Raw genomic sequence first — 17,912 nt, forward strand, 5'->3', positions numbered from 1 at the left:
AAGGCACGCTGGCCGGGTTATCCCTTCTGCAGTCCCAACGGCTGCTTGCCTTAAAGACGTTCCATCCTGGCGGAGTCCGACACCAACATGCAACCAATCCGCGACCGCCTCGAAATCATCCTGTCACGTCTTGCCAACCGTGCGGCGGACGAGAAGGTCTTTACGAAGCTCTATGCCGAAGCGGCGCGGGTCGCGGCTGACGCCAGCGATGCCCGCAAAAGAGTGGGCGTGACACTCGGCCCGCTCGACGGCACCATTGTCTCGATCAAGGACCTGTTCGATGTCGCCGGCGAGCCGACCACGGCCGGGTCGCTGATGCGCAAGACCGCCGCGCCGGCACAGCGCGACGCCGCCATCGTCAGCCGGCTTCGGCAAGCCGGTGCGGTCGTCATCGGCAAGACCAACATGACCGAGTTCGCCTTCACCGCGATCGGCGACAACATGCATTACGGCACGCCAGGCAACGCCGTTGATGCCAGCCGCATTCCAGGCGGGTCGTCCTCGGGCGCCGGCGTGTCCGTGGGCGAGGGGACGAGCGACATCTCGATCGGCTCCGACACCGGCGGCTCGATCCGCATTCCGGCGGCGCTCAACGGCGTCGTCGGTTTCAAGCCGACTGCACGGCGCGTCCCGCTCTCTGGCACCTTTCCGCTTTCGGGCACTTTGGACTCGGTCGGACCGCTTGCCCGAACCGTCTCGATATGCGCCGCCGCCGACGCGGTGATGGCCGGCGAAGCGCCGAAGGAGTTGGTGGCCATTCCACTCGCCGGGCTTCGCATCGGCATTCCGCGCGGCGTTCTTTTCGGCGACACGGAAGGCGAGGTTGGATCCGCCTTCGAGTATTGTCTTGGCAAGATCGAACAGGCTGGCGCACACATTACGGATCTGTCGATCGACGACATGATCGCGGATCTGCGCGCGGCCACCAGGCGCGGATCGATCGCGGCGATGGAGGGCGCGGAAGTGCATGCCGACTGGCTGGCGACAGGCGCATCCGTGCCGGTCGACCCGCATGTCAGCGGGCCATTGTCGCGGGCGGCGCTGCTGCCGACGCCGGTCTATATCAGGGCGCTCCGCCGCCGTGCCGCGCTGGCCGCCGCCATGGATGAGCGGCTGGCATCGGTTGACGTGCTGGCGTTGCCAGCCACACCGGTGACGGCGCCGGCCATCGCTTCCATGGCCGAGGATGCCGAGTTGCGTGACCGCACCGAAGGCCTGCTGCTGCGCAACACCCAGGTCGCCAACCAGTTCGACCTTTGTGCGATCTCGTTGCCGATGCCGGGGCCATCGCTGCCAATGGGGCTGATGCTCGTGGCGCGCAATGGCCATGACCGGCATCTGCTGCGGATCGCCGTGTCGGTGGAGAGGCTGCTGGGGGTTGATCGGCAGCGAGTCATGGATGACGGATCAGTGCGATGAACAGTGCTTGCGTTCGCCGTCCTTGGCGGTGCGCACGATGCGGGTCGCGACCAGCCAAGGCAGGCTGTATTCCTTGCCGGTGAAGGTCTGGATGCGGTGCTCGATCGAGCCCCTGACCACGATCTTTCCGCTATAAAGCACGTCGGACTGGGCCGTTATCGCCTCGTCGGCCTGCGGCAATCCGCTGGTGTCGATCGACACGCCCTTGGTGATGGTGCCGGTGGCAAGGTCGAGCGCGCTGTTCGACGGGCAGGGCGCCTTGAAGCAGCGTAGTCCGTTGTCGCAATAGACATAGCTGCTCTCGGCCGCTGCGAATGCCGGCAAGGTGCAGATGGACGAAGTTGCGACAATCAGAACTGCAAGGCGAAGACCGGACATCGCTCGCAACGTCGCGGAGAATTGGGGCGAAACCGCGATGCTATATCTGCGCCGGAAAGCGACGCCGGTAGTGATCGACCACTTCTGGATTGCGCAGATTGACCGGCAGTTTGCCCGCCAGCACCAGCAAGGCTTCGCCGGCCGCGCCGACGCCCATGCGCATCATCGATTCCTCGGTAATCCCCGCCATATGCGGGGTGACGATGACGTTGTCGAAGCCGAAATAGGGATGGTTTGGCGGCAGCGGCTGCGTCGAGAACACGTCGAGCGCGGCGCCGCCGATGCGACGCTCCCGCAAGGCCTCGATCAGCGCGTCGTCATCGACGACCGGCCCGCGCGACACGTTGATCAGCAGTGCGTTGGGTTTCATGCGGGCGATGCGTTCGCGCCTGATCAGGCCTCGCGTTTCCGGCGTCAGCGGACAGCAGAGCACGATGATGTCGCTCTGCTCGACCAGCGCGTCAATCGACAGGAAGCCGACCTTTTCCGGCGCCGGCTGCATGCTGCGTGTCGTTGCCACCACTTTGAGGTCGAAGCCGTGTGCGGCGATGTGGCCGACCGCCTGCCCGACGGCGCCGAGACCAACGATGCCGATGGTCTTGCCGGCGAGTTCGATATTGGCATTGGCATGCTCGCGTCCGGCCAGCCAGCCCTTGGCGCGCAGGTCGCGGTCGACCCGGCGGAACTGCCGCAGCAGTGCAAGCGCGGTGAACATGACATGCTCGGCCACCGAGCGGGCATTGACCGCCGGCACGTTGGCCACGAGCACGCCGGCCGCCGCGGCCGCTTCCATCGGGATCATGTCGAGCCCGGCGCCATGGCGGATCGCGGCCCTCAGCTTCCATGCACCCTCGAACAGCGCCGGCGGCAGCGGCGCGCGCACGATGACGATGTCGGCATCTTTGGCCTCCCCCGTCAATGTGCCGGGGTCGAGCGCCGAAGCGATGACCAGCTGACCGGCGCCGGCCAGCTTGGCCGTGGCGCGCGGGTGCAGCGGATGCGTCGACAGGATCTTTGGCACGGTCTGGGTCACGGTCAGGCCTTTTCGAGTGCCGCGCCCGCGGGCGAAGCCGCCATGCCGCCCTCGATCAGGCCCTTCCAGTAGCTTTCCGCGCCCTGCAGATGGGCGCTCATGAGCGCCTGGGCGAGATTGCCGTCGCGGCGCAGCAGCGCCTCGTAGATCTGCACGTGCTCGGCATGCGAGCGCACGCTGCGTTCAGGATCGTTGAAATAGATCGGCAGGCGCTGCTCGCCCATCAGATAGTAGACGCTGCAGATGTTGTGGAAGACGCTGTTCTTGGTGGCGCGCACGATCTCGAGGTGAAACTCGCGGTCTTCCTTGGCCAGACCTTCGCCAGCGGCGATGCGGTCTTCCGAGGCTTTGAGGATTTCGCGCAGGCGCTCGAAATTCTCCTCGGTGGCGCGCGAGCAGGCAAGCTCGGCGGCCTTGATCTCATGGATCTTGCGCAACTCGACCGTTTCATAGATCTGCAAGGGATCGAGCGGCAGGCCGGCACGTGCGAACAGCGCCAGCGCCTCGACGCTGGCCTGCTTGGTGTCGATGTAGATGCCGGACTTGGCGCGGCGCTCGACGATGCGCATGGCCTCGAGGATGGCGAGCGCTTCGCGGATCTGGCCACGGCTGACGCCGAAATGCTCGGCCAGCTCGCGTTCCGACGGCGTGCGGCCGCTCTCCTTGTCCGAGTGGGAGAACAGATAGGCGGCGAGTTCCGCGAGAAGGTTCTTTTCTTTCATCGTCAATTGCGTTGCGCGTGCGCCTCCAGGAATCGCTCCGAAACGGTGAATCCCAGTCCGGGCTTTTCCGGGATCGCTATCATACCGTCCTGGGCTTCGACAGTCTCTTCGACCAGATCGTGGATCATCGGGTTGGCGCCGAGCGAATACTCGACGGTGAAACTCGAAGGCGACGCGGCGCAGACATGCAGCCCGGCGAAGAAGCAGGGCGCGCCGGCCCACAGATGCGGCGCAAAGCGCAAATTGAAGGCGCTGGCGATGGTGCCGATCTTCATCGCCTCGCTGATACCGCCACAGAAGGCAGGATCGGGCTGGAAGATGTCGGCGGCCTTGAGAACGGCGAGATCGCGGAAGGCATAGCGTGTCGCCTCGCTTTCGCCGGTGGCGATCGGAACGGCGCCGGAGGCGCGCACTTCGGCCATGCCTAGCTTATCGTCGGCGATAACAGGCTCCTCGAACCAGGCGAGATCGAGGTCGTTGACGAGATGGATGAAGCGTTTGGCTTCCGCTACCGTATAGGTGCCATGGGCGTCGACCATCAGCTCGATGTCGGGGCCGAGGGCCTGGCGCGCGGCGCGCACGCGGGCGGCGGAAACATGTGCCGCGCCGTCCATGGCGCCGACCCGCATCTTCAACGCCTTGAAGCCGCCTTTGGCGATATAGGATTTCAATTGCTCGCCGATGGCATCGGCGGAGGCCCAGCCGCCCGAGGCATAGGCCTGCATGCGATCGACCTTGCGGCCGCCGAGGAGCCGCCAGACCGGCTGGCCCAGCGACTTGCCCAGTATGTCCCAGAGCGCGATGTCGACCGCGCTGATGGCGGCGACGCTCATGCCACGCCGCGCCAGTTGTGGCATGGCGTGGCCGGCGCGGGCGGCGCTCTCATGGCGCACGCCGTTGTAGAGCATCTCCCAGATGACTCCGATGTCGGCCGGATCGCGGCCGATCAACTGCGGCCCGACCTCGTGATTCAGCATGTGAACGAGTGCGCCGTAGCTGCCGGCACTGCCGGCCGCGTTCTTGCCTTCGCCCCAGCCGACCAGCCCGTCATCGGTTTCGACGCGCAGGATGGCGGCGTCGAAGGTCGTCACCTGGCCGAAGTCGCTGCGATGCTGCTTCGCGGCTTCGATCGGCACGCGGACCCACCAGGCCTGGACTGTCTTGATGCGCATATTTTTCCCCAGCCCTGCCGCCGGTCGGGGCGGAAGGACAAATTTCCCAGCGGCAGTCGACTATTTGATCAGCGGCAGCAGTGTTTCGGCGGTGATGCGCATCTGGTCGGTGTAGAATTTCTCGGTCAGCACGCTGGAGCCATGGTCCTGGATGAACTTCAGCTGCTCGGGCGAGATATCGACCGGATGGCGCTCGACCATGTCGGGATAGGGTGCTGCCGGCGTGCGGTCGACCGGGGCGACGAACTCGTTGGTCAGTGCGCCGTCGTAGCCGACTTCCTTCAAGGTGGCGACGATCCTTGGCCAGTCGATCTGGCCGAGGCCGGCGGCAAAGCGGTTGTTGTCGGCGACATGGAAGTCGAACAGGCGCTTTCCGACCTGGCGGATAGCGTCATGCACGTTAAATTCCTCCATGTGGATGTGGTAGGCGTCGAGGCAGACGCCGCATTCGGGGCTGACCGCGTCAGCCAGCGCCAGCGCCTGGGCGCCGCGGTTGAACAGATAGGTTTCGAAGCGGTTGAGCGGTTCGACGGCGATCTTGACCCCGACCGTCTTAGCGTGGGTGAAACATTCGCGGGTCGCGTCGACCACCCACTTCCATTCCTCTTCCTCGGTACCGTCCGGGACCACCTTGCCGACGGTTGCCGGAACCAGCGTGATGATCTCGCCATCGAGTTCGCCGACCATCGTCAGCACGTCCTTGACGTATTGCACGGAGCGCTCGCGCTGGCCCTGGTCCCTGGCGGCGAGGTTGCGTTCACCCAGCATCAAGGTCACCGCGCCCCAGCAGCGGATGCCATGCTCCTTCAGCAGCGCCCGTGTCTCCTTGGTCTTGTACTGCGCGGGCTCGCCGGAAATCTCGATCGACTCATAGCCGAATTTCTTGATGCGCTTCAGCGTCGTCTCAAGCGGTTCCGCGCGCATCCAGTTGTGCGTCGAAAGATGCATGGTCTGTCCTTCCCAGATTCGTCCGTATGGTTTGCCTGCGACATGCATCGCCGGAAGACGACGCAAGGGTTCCTCCCCAAGGCATCCCCAGCCTTTTACTGCAAACTGGTTAGACCAATTGGGTCTGAAATGAGGTCTACAGCAAATTCCTTGAGACGGCAACAACTGTGGCGACGCAACTTTCAGGGTGAATTAGTTTGTTGATTACATTGCAATATGTGCCGTTATTTTGGGCTTTCGGAGTGCCTTTTCGGCGCATTCCAAGGCTTGACCAGATTGCCTTATTTGGTCATACCAGAATGGCGGTGTCGGCAGAGCGTCCGACGCGATAAAGACCAAAGTGACTGGCCCTGCTTTCATCAGGCGCTATGCTTGGTCGTGACAAACGAGGAGGATGCCGATGCCGACGACAATGAAGGGCCCTGGACTGTTTCTGGCGCAGTTCGCGGGTGATGCCGCACCGTTCAATTCGCTGACGTCGATCACCAAATGGGCCGCCGGCCTCGGCTACAAGGGCGTGCAGATCCCGACCTGGGACGCGCGCCTGTTCGACCTCAAGAAGGCGGCGTCTTCCAAGGCCTATTGCGATGAGGTGAAGGGCATCTGCACTGACGCCGGGGTCGAGATCACCGAACTGTCGACGCATCTGCAGGGGCAATTGGTGGCGGTGCATCCGGCCTATGACGCGCAGATGGATGGGTTCGCGCCGCCGTCGGTGCACAACAACCCGAAGGCGAGACAGGAATGGGCTGTCGAACAGATGAAGTTCGGTGCCAAGGCATCGCGCAATCTCGGGCTGAATGTGTCGGTGTCGTTCACCGGCTCGCTGGCTTTCCCTTACCTCTATCCCTTTCCGCAGCGCCCCGCCGGACTGATCGAGGAAGCCTTCGGCGAACTCGGCAAACGCTGGAAGCCGATCCTCGACGCCTATGAAGACAATGGTGTCGATGTCGGCTACGAAATCCATCCTTCGGAGGACGTGTTCGACGGGGCGACCTTCGAGATGTTCCTCGACGCGGTCGGTGGCCACAAGCGCTGCAACATCAATTACGACCCTTCGCATTTCCTGCTGCAGCAACTCGATTATCTCGAATTCATCGACATCTATCACGAGCGGATCAAGGCTTTCCACGTCAAGGACGCCGAGTTCAATCCGACTGGACGGCAGGGCGTGTACTCTGGTTACCAGAGCTGGACGAACCGCGCCGGCCGCTTCCGTTCGCTCGGCGACGGGCAAGTGGATTTCGGCGGCATCTTCTCCAAGCTGACGCAGTACAATTACGATTCCTGGGCGGTGCTGGAGTGGGAATGCTGCCTGAAGCATCCGGAGGATGGTGCGGCCGAAGGGGCGCCCTTCATCCAGCACCACATCATCCGGGTGACGGAGAAGGCATTCGACGATTTCGCCGCCGGCACCACGGACAAGAAGCTGCTGCGCGCCATGATGGGATTTTGACACGGCTTTCCCTCTCCCTCGGGGGAGGGGTATCTCACACGAGGGAGAAAGACATGGTTGGTGCATCGAAGTCGGAAACGGGAGGCGGCCCGATCCGCTACGGCATGGTCGGCGGCGGGCAGGGCGCATTCATCGGCGCGGTGCACCGGATCGCGGCGCGCATGGACAATGATTTCGTGCTGGTCGCCGGCGCCCTGTCGGCCGATCCGGGGCGTGCGAAAGCCTCGGCCGCCGAACTGGGGCTCGATCCCTCGCGCAGCTATGCGTCCTACGCCGAAATGGCCAAGGCCGAGGCGAAGCGCTCGGATGGCATCGAGGCGGTGGCCATCGTCACTCCCAACAACGTGCATGTGCCGGCGGCCAAGGCCTTCCTGGAAGCAGGCATCCACGTGATCTGCGACAAGCCGCTGGCAACGACCCTGGCCGAGGCGAAAAGGCTTGCGGCGATCGTCGAAAAGACCGGCAAGGTGTTCGTGCTCACCCACAACTACACCGCCTATCCGATGGTGCGGCAGGCGCGCGAAATGGTCGCCAAGGGCGTGCTCGGCGACATCCGCATCGTGCAGTCGGAATATCCGCAGGACTGGCTGACCGAGGACCTCGCCGCCACCGGCCAGAAGCAGGCGGCTTGGCGTTCAGACCCCAAGCAGGCGGGCGCCGGCGGCGCGCTCGGCGATATCGGCACCCATGCCTACAATCTCGCCCGCTTCGTCTCCGGGCTCGAACTCGACTCCCTGTCGGCCGATCTCGACGCCTTCGTGCCGGGCAGGCTGCTCGACGACAATGTCAACGTCATGCTGCGTTTCAAGCCGACGGGGAAAACGCATCCGGCCAAGGGCATGATCTGGGCGAGCCAGGTGGCGCCCGGGCATGAGAACGGCCTGAAGCTGCGCATCTACGGTTCGAAGGGCGGGCTGGAATGGGTGCAGGCCGATCCCAACTATCTCTGGTACACGCCCTTCGGCCAGCCGAAACAGCTGATCACCCGCAGCGGCGCCGGTGCGCTGCCGGTGGCGGGCCGCGTCAGCCGCGTCCCGTCAGGCCATCCCGAGGGTTACCTCGAAGGCTTCGCCAACATCTACCAGGAGGCCGCACGGGCCATCCGCGCGGCACGCAAGAAGGGTGGCAAGCCAGCAAAGGATGTCGTCTTCCCGACCATCCAGGACGGCGTCGAGGGCATGGCCTTCATCGAGGCCTGCGTGAAGTCGTCGAAGAAGAACGGGGCCTGGACCAAGCTGTAAGAGGCGCCGAGTAACGAGGGCCCTCACCCGGATAGCCAACCGAATTGCGAAAGGCAATTCGGGGCAATCCGACCTCTCCCCGAGGGGGAGAGGAGGCGTTGGCGCATATCTCTTCTCCCTCTCAGGGAGAAGGTGGCCGCGAAGCGGCCGGATGAGGGGAGTGGCGAACACCGGCGGTGCAATCGGCCGGCCGCCAAAAAGGGAGGGCGTCGATGAAGATCGGCATGTGCATGTTCTTGTGGACGACGGCGGTATCGAAGAAGCACGAGCCGCTGCTTCGAGACATCAAGGCAACCGGCTTCGACGGTGTCGAAATCCCGATCTTCGCCGGCACGCCGGACGACTACAGGAAACTGGGCGAATTGCTCGACCGTATCGGGCTGGAGCGGACCGCTGTGTCAGCCATGGGCGATCCGGCGATGAACCTGATTTCGGCCGATGCGGCAACGCGCAAGGCCGGTGTCGACTACATGAAATGGGCCATCGATTGCGCCGATGCGCTTGGCGCCCGCACGCTGAGCGGACCGTTGCATTCGACGCTCGGCGCCTTTTCCGGGTCCGGACCGACCGTCGCCGAAAAGAAGCGCTCGATCGCCTCGCAGCGTGCCATCGGCGACCATGCCGGCAAGCGCAACGTCACCGTCGGGCTCGAGGCGCTGAACCGCTTCGAATGCTACCTCCTCAACACCATGGCCGACCTGTCGGAGCATATCGATGCCATTGACCGGCCGCACATCAAGGCAATGTACGACACGTTCCACGCCAATATCGAGGAAGCCGACCCGATCGGCGCCTATACGAAGCACCGGGGCAATGTCGTGCATATTCATATATCGGAGAACGATCGCGGCGTGCCGGGGCGTGGCAACATTCCGTGGAAGGAAACTTTTTCCGCCATTCGCAAGAGCGGCTATGACGACTGGCTGACGATCGAAGCGTTCGGTCGCTCGCTGAAGGATCTGGCGGCGGCGACCAAGGTGTGGCGGGATTTTTCCGAGACGCCGGAAGCCGTCTATCGCGATGGGTACAGGCATATCAGGGACGGGTGGAGGAAGGCGGCTTAGGCGCCTACGTCTGGTCCATTTTCTATTTGTGTTCGCGTCGCTTGCCAGGTGGTTCCCCCACTCCGTCTCGGCTTCGCCGAGCCACCTCTCCCCCCTCCGGAGGGAGAGGAAGGGGCTTGGTGGCGCCGGGACACGAAGAGAGCCTCGGCCTTCGGGGACAAGCGCGGATCGGACAGTCTGGTGCCTTTCCTCTACCCCGTCGACCGGGGGAGAGGTGTCGAGCGAAGCTCGACGGAGTGGGGGTCGACCCATGGCGCGATCGGTCAATCCACCAGAACAAAAAACCCGGCGCGAGGCCGGGTTTTTCAAGCGATGCCTGTCAGACGAGGATCAGCTCACCTGGGTCTTGGAGGACGCGGCCTGGTCTTCGGCCAGCTTCTGCTGGAACATCTGCGCGAAGTCGATCGGGTCCAGCATCAGCGGCGGGAAGCCGCCATTGCGCGTCGCCTCGGCGATGATCTGGCGGGCGAAGGGGAACAGCAGGCGCGGACATTCGATGAACAGGATCGGCAGCATGTGCTCCTGCGGGAAGCCCGAAATGGCGAAGACGCCGCCATAGACCAGCTCGACGTTGAACAGCACTTCCTGGTCGAAGGAGGCCTTGGCGTTCAGCGTCAGATTGACGTCGAACTGCTTGTCGGAGAGCGGGTTGGCGTTGACGTTGACGTTGATGGCGATGCCGGGCGCCTTGTCGCGGCCGCGCAACGAGTTCGGCGCGCCGGGGCTTTCGAAGGACAGGTCCTTCACATACTGGGCCAGCACGTTGAGCGACGGCTGTGCCGCGTTGCCGTTGCCATTGGCGCCGACCGGCGCGTCATCATTGCTGGCCATGAGCCACTATCCTTTTCCCCTGGGCAGTCTCGCTCACCGAATTGAATCGGGGCTGACCGAATTGAAATCGGGCGTTCGCTACCATGGCCGGCATGACAAGACAAGGTTTGCCGCCGTGTGACCGGAGCGGACCCAGACTGCATCGAGATTCAGGTCAGGCCGAGGCGAAAAGGGTGGTTTCCGAGAACCGGAGCGGAGCGTACTTGAAGTACGTGAGCACCGGAAGCGCAGGAAGCCGCCCTTTGCAGACCGGCATCACCTGAATATCGATGCAGTCTCAATCGTCCTTCAGCCGCCGCCAAGGCGAATTGTGGTCGGGGCCGCGCTTGAGGTCGTCCTCGCGCGAATAGTCGCCGTCGTCGAGGTCGATGACCTTGTCGCGCTGACGGCGGAAGCCGCCGGTGGAGAAATTGCTGGCCACGACGATGCGGCCCTTCAGCCTGCTCCAGGCAAGGTCGCGCACCGGCGGCAGGAACAGGAGCAGGCCGACAATGTCCGTGATGAAACCGGGAATGATCAGCAGGATCGCCGCGACCACGATCATGGCGCCATGGGCGAGCTGGCCGCTGGGGTCGCGGCCGGCGGCCATCTCGGTGCGGATGCGGGTCATGACGCCGAAACCCTGGTGGCGCAGCAAAAGCACGCCGGCGAAGCTCGAGGCCAGCACCAGGCCGACCGTCGCCAGCGCGCCGACCTCACGGCCGACGACGACGAAACCGGCGATTTCCAGCAGCGGAAGCGCGAGGAGAAAGAGGGGAAGCAGCGAAATGCGCAAGTCTTTACCGATCATTCGATTGTTTTGTCCCGCTGGCGGCCAATCGCCGCTGGCACGGAGGCTGTTAGATAGGTATGCCTGCCTTTGATTTGAATGATTGCGCCTTGCGTTCTATATGCTTTGAATGGTGAACGCTATGCGACCGCGGCCTGCTGGGCTGGACGGTCCGGCTTAGAGGCAGGGATTGATTGGCGGAAAATATGGGCTTCTTCGACTTCGGCACGATTTTCTTCCTGATCGCGGCGGTGGTGATCTTCTTCCAGCTGCGCAACGTGCTGGGCCGCCGGACCGGTAGCGAGCGGCCGCCCTTCGACCCCTACACGGCGGCGCGCACCGACAAGGACGCCACGCAGAAGCCCGAGAATGTCGTTTCGCTGCCGCGCAAGCGGGCGCCCGGCGAGCCGGCGCCGGCCGACGCCTACACGGCCATCGACGCCTTCGCCAAGCCCGACACCGATCTCAACAAGGGCCTGCGCGCGATCAAGGACAATGACCCGTCCTTCGATCCCAAGGGGTTCATCGACGGCGCCAAGATGGCTTACGAAATGATCGTCATGGCCTATGCCGACGGCGACCGCAAAACGCTGAAGAACCTTCTGTCGCGCGAGGTCTATGACGGCTTCGTCGCCGCGATCGGCGAGCGCGAGGCCAAGTCGGAGAAGATCCAGTCCTCCTTCGTCGGCATCGACAAGGCCGACATCGTCTCGGCCGAGATGAAGGGCGGCGAGGCGCATGTGACGCTGCGCATCATCAGCGAGCTGATCTCGGCGACGCGCGACCAGGCCGGTACGGTCATCGACGGCGATCCCGAGACGGTGGCCGAGGTCAAGGATGTCTGGACCTTCGCCCGCGACACACGCTCGCGCGATCCGAACTGGAAGCTCGTCGCCACCGAAGAAGAAGACTGAGTCCGGCAAAGGCAGGCTCCGGTGTCGCTGTCGCCTCTCCTTGTTGAAAGGTCCTTCGGCGACCTGCCCGGCTGGGGCGACGACGACCATCTGCCGGCTTTCGCCGCCTTTGCCCGGTCCGCCTTCCATGTGCCGGTAAAACCCTATCGCAGCGGCGCGCTGGGCGTCGACTTCGGCGCCTTCGCCGAGGCCTATGCGCAAGCACGCGAAGCCCCCGCCGCCAGTTCGTCCGAAGCGCGCGCCTTCTTCGAGCGCCATTTTGTCCCCATGCTGGTCCGGCCCGAAACCGGCGCCGGCCTCGTCACCGGTTTCTACGAACCGCAAGTCGAGGCCTCGCCGGTGCGGACGGAGCATTTTGCCGTGCCGCTGCTGTCGCGTCCGGCCGATCTCGTCGATGTCGACGACACCAACCGGCCCGCCGGGATGGATCCTTACCTCGCCTTCGCGCGCCGGACCGCCGACGGGCTGGCCGAATATCCCGACCGTGGCGCGATCGAGCGCGGAGCGCTCGCCGGCCAGGGGCTGGAGATTGCCTGGCTGGCCGACAAGGTCGATGCCTTCTTCATCCATGTCCAAGGCGCGGCCCGGCTTGTCATGACCGACGGGCGGCTTTGCCGCGTCACCTACGCCGCCAAGTCAGGCCAGCGCTTTACTGGTCCCGGCAAAATCCTGAGCGGGCTCGGCGAAATCCCGCTGGCCGAAGTGACGATGCAGTCGATCCGCGCCTGGTTCAAGGCGCATCCTGGGCGGGTCGACGAGATCCTGTGGCAAAACCGCTCCTACATCTTCTTCCGCGAGGCTGCAGTGGATGATGCCGCGCTCGGTCCGATCGCGGCCGCCAAGGTGCCGCTGACGCCAGGCCGCTCGATGGCCGTCGACCGGCTGCTGCACACATTCGGCACGCCTTTTTACATCGACGCGCCGACGCTCACCGCCTTCGACAAAAACCCGTTCCGGCGGCTGATGATCGCACAGGACACCGGCTCGGCCATAACAGGGCCGGCGCGGGGCGACCTGTTCGCCGGCTCGGGCGATGCCGCCGGCGAGATCGCCGGCGTGGTGCGCGACGCCGCCGATTTTTATGCGCTGGTGCCGCGAGCGCTGGCCGGGGGCGCGAGATGAGCAAGCGCGGCGATAAACTCAGCGACGACGACCGGGTGCTGTGGAACCTGGTGGCGCGCACCGCCAAGCCGCTCAAGGGCCACGCCGCGGTCGACATTCCGGACATGGCCGTCGATGCCAGGCCGGCGCCGGCGCAGCCGGTCCAGCCCGCCGCCAACGCGACGGCTGTTGCAAAACCGAAAATCCAGCATGTCACGCACCGGCTCGACGAGCCGACGCTGGACAAGCTGCAAAAAGGCCGGCTGCCGATCGAGGGCCGCGTCGACCTGCACGGCATGACGCAGGACGAGGCCTATTCGCTGCTGTTCTCGTTCCTGCACCGGGCGCATGCCGGCGGCGTCCGCTATGTGCTGGTCATCACCGGCAAGGGGTCTTCCTCGGGCGGCGATGGCATCTTGCGGCGCGCCGTCCCGGCCTGGCTGTCGACACCCGCGTTCCGGCCACTGGTCTCCAGCCACGACCATGCCGCCCGCAACCATGGCGGCTCGGGCGCGCTTTATGTCAGGCTGCGGCGGGCGCGCTCATGACGCCGTTCGGCGAGCGGCTGCGGGCGCTGCGGGCCGAGCGCGGCGTCAGCCAGAAGGACATGGCGGCGGCGATCGGCGTCAGCGCCGCCTATCTCTCAGCGCTCGAGCATGGCCGGCGCGGCGCGCCGACCTGGACGCTGATCCAGAAGATCATCGGTTATTTCAACATCATCTGGGACGATGCCGAGGAACTGGCGCGGCTGGCCGAAACCTCGCATCCGCGGGTGAAACTCGATACGTCAGGCCTGTCCCCCGCCGCCACCGAACTTGCCAATCTTCTGGCCGAGACCATCGAGAAACTCGACGAGGCCGAGCTTCTGCGCATCACTGCTTCGATCCGCGCGGCATTGGGCCGGCGATCGTAGAAGACAGTGCCCGCCGGCGAGCAGCCGGCGGGCAGCCGTGGTGCGATCAATTCTTGCCGGCCGTGCTGCCGCCATTGCCGCCACGACCATGGTCGCCATGGCCCTGGCCGCCATTTCCACCGCCCAGGCAGTCCGACGCGCCGGCCTCGCCGCAACAGCGGCCGGCCCACGAATCGTCGAGGTTGGTGTTGGCGCAGCTTGGAATGGTCTGCCCGGCCAGAGCTGATCCGGTGAGCGCCGAAACGGCGGCGGCGGCGAGAAGCGTGTTGCGCAGAAAAGCAGTCATTTGAAGTCTCCATGATTTGGGTTGGTTCGGTTCACGGCTGTGTGTCGCCGGGCGAACGGAAATGGTTCACGGAGGGATGCGGAAATTTTCTGGAGGGTCCCCAAAGGGAGCCGTGGGTCAAGGCAGTGCGGCAATGGCAGAGGCCCCAGAGATTGGCGGAACCTCCACGAAGCGCTGGGGTGGCGCCGCCTCAGGCAGGTGCCCCGCTATGGCCCTACTGCACCGAGCCGACCAGAACCTGCTGGCCGCCGCGGATCGAGACCCAGCGGCCGGTGTTGTCGATCGCCTGGCGCTTGAGGAAGCGGTAGCCGGTCTGGTCCCAGAACTTGACCTTGTCGGTCAGATTGTCCAGCACATAGTCGCCGCCGTCGGTGCGCACCGTCAGCACGGCGTGGCCTTCACCGTCGGGCTTGCGGACCACGGTTATCAGGAGATCGGCGAGCGATATGCCCATGCGGGACAGCTGGCGCCGCTTCTCCAGCACATAGTCCTCGCAATCGCCGACGCCCTTGTCCGGATAGGCCCAGACCTCGTCCTTGCCGTAGATGTCCATGTCGCTCATCGGCTTGACGGCGGCATTGACCCTGGCGGTGACGTTGACCAGCTTGCGCATCAACCCGTCGGTCAGCACCGCCGGCGCGAGATTGGCCGGGCGGATCGAACATTCGCCCGGACGCTGCTTGCAGAAATCGTAGTGGCCGATCGGCTGCGAGGTGAGGCCCCCGGTCGCCATGGCGCCCGAAGCCCAGGCCGGTGCCATCCAGCCCCCCGTTAACGCCAGCCCTGCTGCCGCGCATACGCGCAGCCTTTGCATGGTTGAGGAATTCATTGTCCCCGCTCGCCCTGTTGTTAACGAAACGTTAAGGGCGATTTACACTCCGTGTCAATTACGACATCGGCCTGATTTGCAGCATGGTTACCCGCGAGGAGGCAGAGCGGCACTTGTGCAACGGAATCGGACCCGCGGACGGTTCCGTTCAAAACCGCCTACCGCTTGGCGGTGCGAACCAGCTTCGGCTTCACCGCGACGCGGTTCTGGCGGCCATAGCTGGTGATGAAGTCGACGATGCGCGGCACGATCTCGGAGCGGAAGCGCGAGCCGTTGAAGACGCCGTAATGGCCGACTGCCGGCTGCATGTAGTGGGCCTTCTTGTCGGCGGGGATGTTGACGCACAAATCCTGCGCCGCCCTGGTCTGGCCAAGACCCGAAATGTCGTCATTCTCGCCCTCGACCGTGAACAGGGCAACATTGCGTATCACGGACGGATCGATCCTGGTGCCGCGATGCGTCATCTCGCCCTTGGGCAGCGCATGGCGCACGAAGACCGTGTCGACCGTCTGCAGATAGAACTCCGCCGTCAGGTCCATCACCGCCAGATATTCGTCATAGAAGTCGCGGTGTTTTTCGGCATTGTCGCCATCGTGCTTCACAAGGTTCATGAAGAATTCCTTGTGGGCGATGATGTGGCGGTCGAGGTTCATGCTCATGAAGCCCGAAAGCTGCAGGAAACCGGGATAGACCTCGCGGCCGAAGCCCGGCACTGGCCAGGGCGCGCGCATGACGACGTTGTCGCGGAACCAGTCGATGCCCTTTTCCTTGGCCAGCAGATTGACGGCGGTCGGGTTGCGGCGGGTGTCGATCGGCCCGCCCATCAGGGTCATCGTCGAAGGCACGAAGGGATCGCCCTTCGCCTCCATCAGCGCCACCGCCGCAAGCACCGGCACGGAAGGCTGGCACACGGCCATCACATGCGTGTCCGGACCCAGCGTGTGCAGCATGTCGATGACGTAGTCGATATAGTCGTCGAGATCGAAGCTGCCATCGGCCAGCGGCACCATGCGGGCGTCGACCCAGTCGGTGATATGGACATCGGCATAGGGCAGCATCGCCTCGACCGTGCCGCGCAGCAGCGTGGCATAATGGCCCGACATCGGAGCCACGATCAAAAGCTTCGGGTCGGCCTTGCGCCCGGCGGGAACGGCGCGCTCGAACCGGACGAGATTGCAGAACGGCTTCGACCAGACGGTCTTCTCGGTGACCGCGACGCTCTTCCAGTCGACCACCGTCTTCGCGAGGCCGAATCGCGGCTTGCCGTAGCGGCGCGTGGTGCGCTCGAACAGTTCGGCGCCGGCCGCGATGGAACGGCCCCAGGGCGTATGCGAAACCGGGTTGAGCGGGTTAGAGTAGAACAACCGGACCGCGTCGGCATAGAGCCGCGCCGGCTGCAAGGCCGCGTGGTTCATTTCGTAGAGCTGGTAGAACATACGTTACCCCGCGACCGAAGGGACGACGATCAGCGCCGAGCCCTAGATGTCTCGCGGGGAAGTTAACAACTAATTGCTGCGATGCAATACGTCACGTGGCGTGACCAATGCTTCTTTCGCCGAAGGCCTTGAAAACCGGGCACGGCCGGCCCAGCCGGCTCAATGTGCAGTGCCGAAATGTGTAGGATATGTGTCAGGCTCTCGCGCCCGCCTGACCATGATCCCGAAAGTTCCCGGTTGCTGCGCTGATCCGCGGTCGGGAAGGCTCATGGTCAGGAGAGGGTCAAATCAGACGCGCGCCATGCAGACGGAGGTCTGTCCGGAGCCGATGAAGCCGAGCTGGCCGGCGGCGCCTTTCGACAGGTCGAGCACCCGGCCCTTGATGAAGGGACCGCGATCGTTGATCCGCACGACGACGCTGCGGCCGTTGTTCTTGTTGGTGACCCGCAATTTGGTGCCGAAAGGCAGCGTGCGGTGGGCGGCGGTCATCGCCGAGGGGTTCATACGCTCGCCCGATGCGGTCCTCGAGTGCAGCGCGTACCAGGAAGCGCGGCCACACTGGCCGGCGGCGGCGGTTGCCGAAGTGGCGGAGGCGCCGACCATCAGGCCAGCAGCGATCGTTACCGCGACAAGCGCGGTCTGTTTCGTGGTCTTCATATTTGGGGGATGGCTCCGTTTTTGACAGACCCAAGCCGTTAGGTGGGAAATAAGGCAGGAAATGCGGCAGTGATCTGGCGGTTCCATGGCAAGATCACACGTTTGGAGTCAGGGGGTAACAGTTTGTCAGGGATTTTCGGACCAGATTTCATCAGTTATCGATGATGTTCGTGCCGATATCCGAGATCCGTTTGACAAGATCCGGGATTAATCTCCAAGTAGAAACCGCTGGGATCGAGCCACTTCCTTTGGCTCTTTCATCGCGGCTGTGGCGCCGCTCTCGATCGACTGGGAAAGCGAGATCCGACAATGAGACTGACCAAAAATCTGCTGGCGTTGATTGTGCTGGCGATCGGTGCGTTGTGGTCGCTGCAACGGATCGGCGTGGTCGGCGGCAGTTTCATGACCGGCCAATCGCAATGGCTCTATATCGGCCTCGCCGCCATGCTGGTCGGCCTGGCCGGCCTGGTATGGGCGAACCGTGGGCATGGTTGATTTTCGAGCAAGCGCGCCCGCTGCCGAGCGCGCCGCCCGTGGCGACTGCGTTCACTGGGACCAGTACTGCCAGGCCCAGTAAAAACTCTCGTCGCGCGGTGGCAGGCGATCGCGCCCGGCGCGGAGATGGACCGGCGCCGGCGAGCGCGGGCTGTCGTCACTTGCCGCTTTCTCGTCGGAAGCAAGGCCGAGCAGCCAGGCGCTGACATGGGCAAACAACACGGCGGTGGAATGGGTCATCGTCATTC

At 64.2% G+C, this 17,912-nt stretch carries 21 protein-coding genes; 9 read left to right on the plus strand and 12 right to left on the minus strand.

Features of this window, described 5'->3' with window-relative positions; translation table 11 throughout:
- Nucleotides 1–87 precede the first annotated feature (87 nt).
- Nucleotides 88–1,419, plus strand: a complete 1,332-nt coding sequence (locus tag LB554_RS21005) for an amidase (RefSeq protein ID WP_015315638.1) — start codon at nucleotides 88–90, stop codon at nucleotides 1,417–1,419.
- Here the strand turns inward: LB554_RS21005 and LB554_RS21010 are convergent.
- The 5 genes from LB554_RS21010 to LB554_RS21030 form a co-directional block, all read right to left on the minus strand.
- Entirely contained in the window at nucleotides 1,408–1,743 is a 336-nt protein-coding gene (locus LB554_RS21010; protein WP_224586741.1) for a hypothetical protein, read from the minus strand. The two genes, LB554_RS21005 and LB554_RS21010, sit on opposite strands and share 12 nt — an antisense overlap.
- A 94-nt stretch (nucleotides 1,744–1,837) precedes the next feature.
- A complete protein-coding gene (locus tag LB554_RS21015) occupies nucleotides 1,838–2,818 on the minus strand; it encodes a hydroxyacid dehydrogenase (RefSeq protein ID WP_224586881.1) in 981 nt (326 codons plus the stop codon).
- 14 nt (nucleotides 2,819–2,832) lie between these two features.
- Entirely contained in the window at nucleotides 2,833–3,552 is a 720-nt protein-coding gene (locus tag LB554_RS21020; RefSeq protein ID WP_015315641.1) for a FadR/GntR family transcriptional regulator, read from the minus strand.
- Between the two features lie 2 nt (nucleotides 3,553–3,554).
- Nucleotides 3,555–4,724 (minus strand): mandelate racemase/muconate lactonizing enzyme family protein, encoded by a 1,170-nt coding sequence (locus LB554_RS21025; protein ID WP_140721054.1) that lies wholly within the window; start codon nucleotides 4,722–4,724, stop codon nucleotides 3,555–3,557.
- A 60-nt stretch (nucleotides 4,725–4,784) separates the two neighbouring features.
- The gene (locus LB554_RS21030) at nucleotides 4,785–5,672 is read right to left on the minus strand and encodes a sugar phosphate isomerase/epimerase family protein (protein ID WP_140721057.1); all 888 of its coding nucleotides are present in this window, start codon (nucleotides 5,670–5,672) and stop codon (nucleotides 4,785–4,787) included.
- A 400-nt stretch (nucleotides 5,673–6,072) separates the two neighbouring features.
- On the opposite strand from LB554_RS21030, the gene LB554_RS21035 reads away from it, so the two are divergent.
- The 3 genes from LB554_RS21035 (at nucleotide 6,073) to LB554_RS21045 (ending at nucleotide 9,433) form a co-directional block, all read left to right on the plus strand.
- The gene (locus tag LB554_RS21035; protein WP_140721060.1) at nucleotides 6,073–7,128 is read left to right on the plus strand and encodes a sugar phosphate isomerase/epimerase family protein; all 1,056 of its coding nucleotides are present in this window, start codon (nucleotides 6,073–6,075) and stop codon (nucleotides 7,126–7,128) included.
- Nucleotides 7,129–7,181: 53 nt separating this feature from the next.
- Nucleotides 7,182–8,369: a Gfo/Idh/MocA family protein gene (locus LB554_RS21040; RefSeq protein WP_224586743.1), complete on the plus strand. Its 1,188-nt coding sequence runs from the start codon at nucleotides 7,182–7,184 to the stop codon at nucleotides 8,367–8,369.
- 212 nt (nucleotides 8,370–8,581) lie between these two features.
- Complete coding sequence (locus LB554_RS21045) at nucleotides 8,582–9,433, plus strand: sugar phosphate isomerase/epimerase family protein (RefSeq protein ID WP_224586745.1); 852 nt, start codon at nucleotides 8,582–8,584, stop codon at nucleotides 9,431–9,433.
- 330 nt (nucleotides 9,434–9,763) lie between these two features.
- On the opposite strand, the gene secB is transcribed toward LB554_RS21045, so the two are convergent.
- Together secB and LB554_RS21055 are read right to left on the minus strand one after the other, a co-directional pair.
- On the minus strand, nucleotides 9,764–10,264 hold the full coding sequence (secB, locus tag LB554_RS21050) for a protein-export chaperone SecB (RefSeq protein ID WP_015314738.1): 501 nt from the start codon (nucleotides 10,262–10,264) through the stop codon (nucleotides 9,764–9,766).
- A 277-nt stretch (nucleotides 10,265–10,541) separates the two neighbouring features.
- On the minus strand, nucleotides 10,542–11,039 hold the full coding sequence (locus tag LB554_RS21055) for an FxsA family protein (RefSeq protein ID WP_140823087.1): 498 nt from the start codon (nucleotides 11,037–11,039) through the stop codon (nucleotides 10,542–10,544).
- Between the two features lie 200 nt (nucleotides 11,040–11,239).
- On the opposite strand from LB554_RS21055, the gene LB554_RS21060 reads away from it, so the two are divergent.
- Genes LB554_RS21060 through LB554_RS21075 form a run of 4 tightly spaced genes read left to right on the plus strand, consistent with a single transcriptional unit; the run spans nucleotide 11,240 to nucleotide 13,961 of the window.
- On the plus strand, nucleotides 11,240–11,947 hold the full coding sequence (locus tag LB554_RS21060) for a Tim44/TimA family putative adaptor protein (RefSeq protein ID WP_224586882.1): 708 nt from the start codon (nucleotides 11,240–11,242) through the stop codon (nucleotides 11,945–11,947).
- 21 nt (nucleotides 11,948–11,968) lie between these two features.
- Nucleotides 11,969–13,069: a murein transglycosylase A gene (locus tag LB554_RS21065; RefSeq protein ID WP_224586747.1), complete on the plus strand. Its 1,101-nt coding sequence runs from the start codon at nucleotides 11,969–11,971 to the stop codon at nucleotides 13,067–13,069.
- Complete coding sequence (locus LB554_RS21070; RefSeq protein WP_224586749.1) at nucleotides 13,066–13,596, plus strand: Smr/MutS family protein; 531 nt, start codon at nucleotides 13,066–13,068, stop codon at nucleotides 13,594–13,596. The genes LB554_RS21065 and LB554_RS21070 overlap by 4 nt, the downstream gene beginning before the upstream one ends.
- A complete protein-coding gene (locus LB554_RS21075) occupies nucleotides 13,593–13,961 on the plus strand; it encodes a helix-turn-helix domain-containing protein (protein ID WP_015314733.1) in 369 nt (122 codons plus the stop codon). The genes LB554_RS21070 and LB554_RS21075 overlap by 4 nt, the downstream gene beginning before the upstream one ends.
- 46 nt (nucleotides 13,962–14,007) lie before the next feature.
- On the opposite strand, the gene LB554_RS21080 is transcribed toward LB554_RS21075, so the two are convergent.
- The 4 genes from LB554_RS21080 to LB554_RS21095 all read right to left on the minus strand — a co-directional run bounded on the left by LB554_RS21080 (nucleotide 14,008) and on the right by LB554_RS21095 (nucleotide 17,169).
- A complete protein-coding gene (locus LB554_RS21080; RefSeq protein ID WP_224586776.1) occupies nucleotides 14,008–14,247 on the minus strand; it encodes a hypothetical protein in 240 nt (79 codons plus the stop codon).
- A 214-nt stretch (nucleotides 14,248–14,461) separates the two neighbouring features.
- A complete protein-coding gene (locus tag LB554_RS21085) occupies nucleotides 14,462–15,076 on the minus strand; it encodes a transglutaminase-like cysteine peptidase (protein ID WP_224586778.1) in 615 nt (204 codons plus the stop codon).
- Nucleotides 15,077–15,234: 158 nt separating this feature from the next.
- Nucleotides 15,235–16,512 (minus strand): polyhydroxyalkanoate depolymerase, encoded by a 1,278-nt coding sequence (locus tag LB554_RS21090; protein WP_224586780.1) that lies wholly within the window; start codon nucleotides 16,510–16,512, stop codon nucleotides 15,235–15,237.
- A gap of 288 nt (nucleotides 16,513–16,800) precedes the next feature.
- On the minus strand, nucleotides 16,801–17,169 hold the full coding sequence (locus LB554_RS21095) for a septal ring lytic transglycosylase RlpA family protein (protein WP_015314729.1): 369 nt from the start codon (nucleotides 17,167–17,169) through the stop codon (nucleotides 16,801–16,803).
- A 309-nt stretch (nucleotides 17,170–17,478) separates the two neighbouring features.
- Here LB554_RS21095 and LB554_RS21100 point away from each other — a divergent pair, with 309 nt between their 5' ends.
- Nucleotides 17,479–17,664 carry a hypothetical protein gene (locus tag LB554_RS21100; protein ID WP_224586782.1) on the plus strand — a complete coding sequence of 62 codons (186 nt, stop codon included), beginning with the start codon at nucleotides 17,479–17,481 and terminating at the stop codon, nucleotides 17,662–17,664.
- A 51-nt stretch (nucleotides 17,665–17,715) separates the two neighbouring features.
- Here LB554_RS21100 and LB554_RS21105 read toward each other — a convergent pair whose 3' ends face one another.
- Nucleotides 17,716–17,904 (minus strand): hypothetical protein, encoded by a 189-nt coding sequence (locus tag LB554_RS21105; protein WP_140619856.1) that lies wholly within the window; start codon nucleotides 17,902–17,904, stop codon nucleotides 17,716–17,718.
- Between the last annotated feature and the right edge of the window lie 8 nt (nucleotides 17,905–17,912).

This window comes from Mesorhizobium sp. CO1-1-11 (genome assembly GCF_020164995.1).
Lineage (GTDB): Bacteria > Pseudomonadota > Alphaproteobacteria > Rhizobiales > Rhizobiaceae > Mesorhizobium > Mesorhizobium australicum.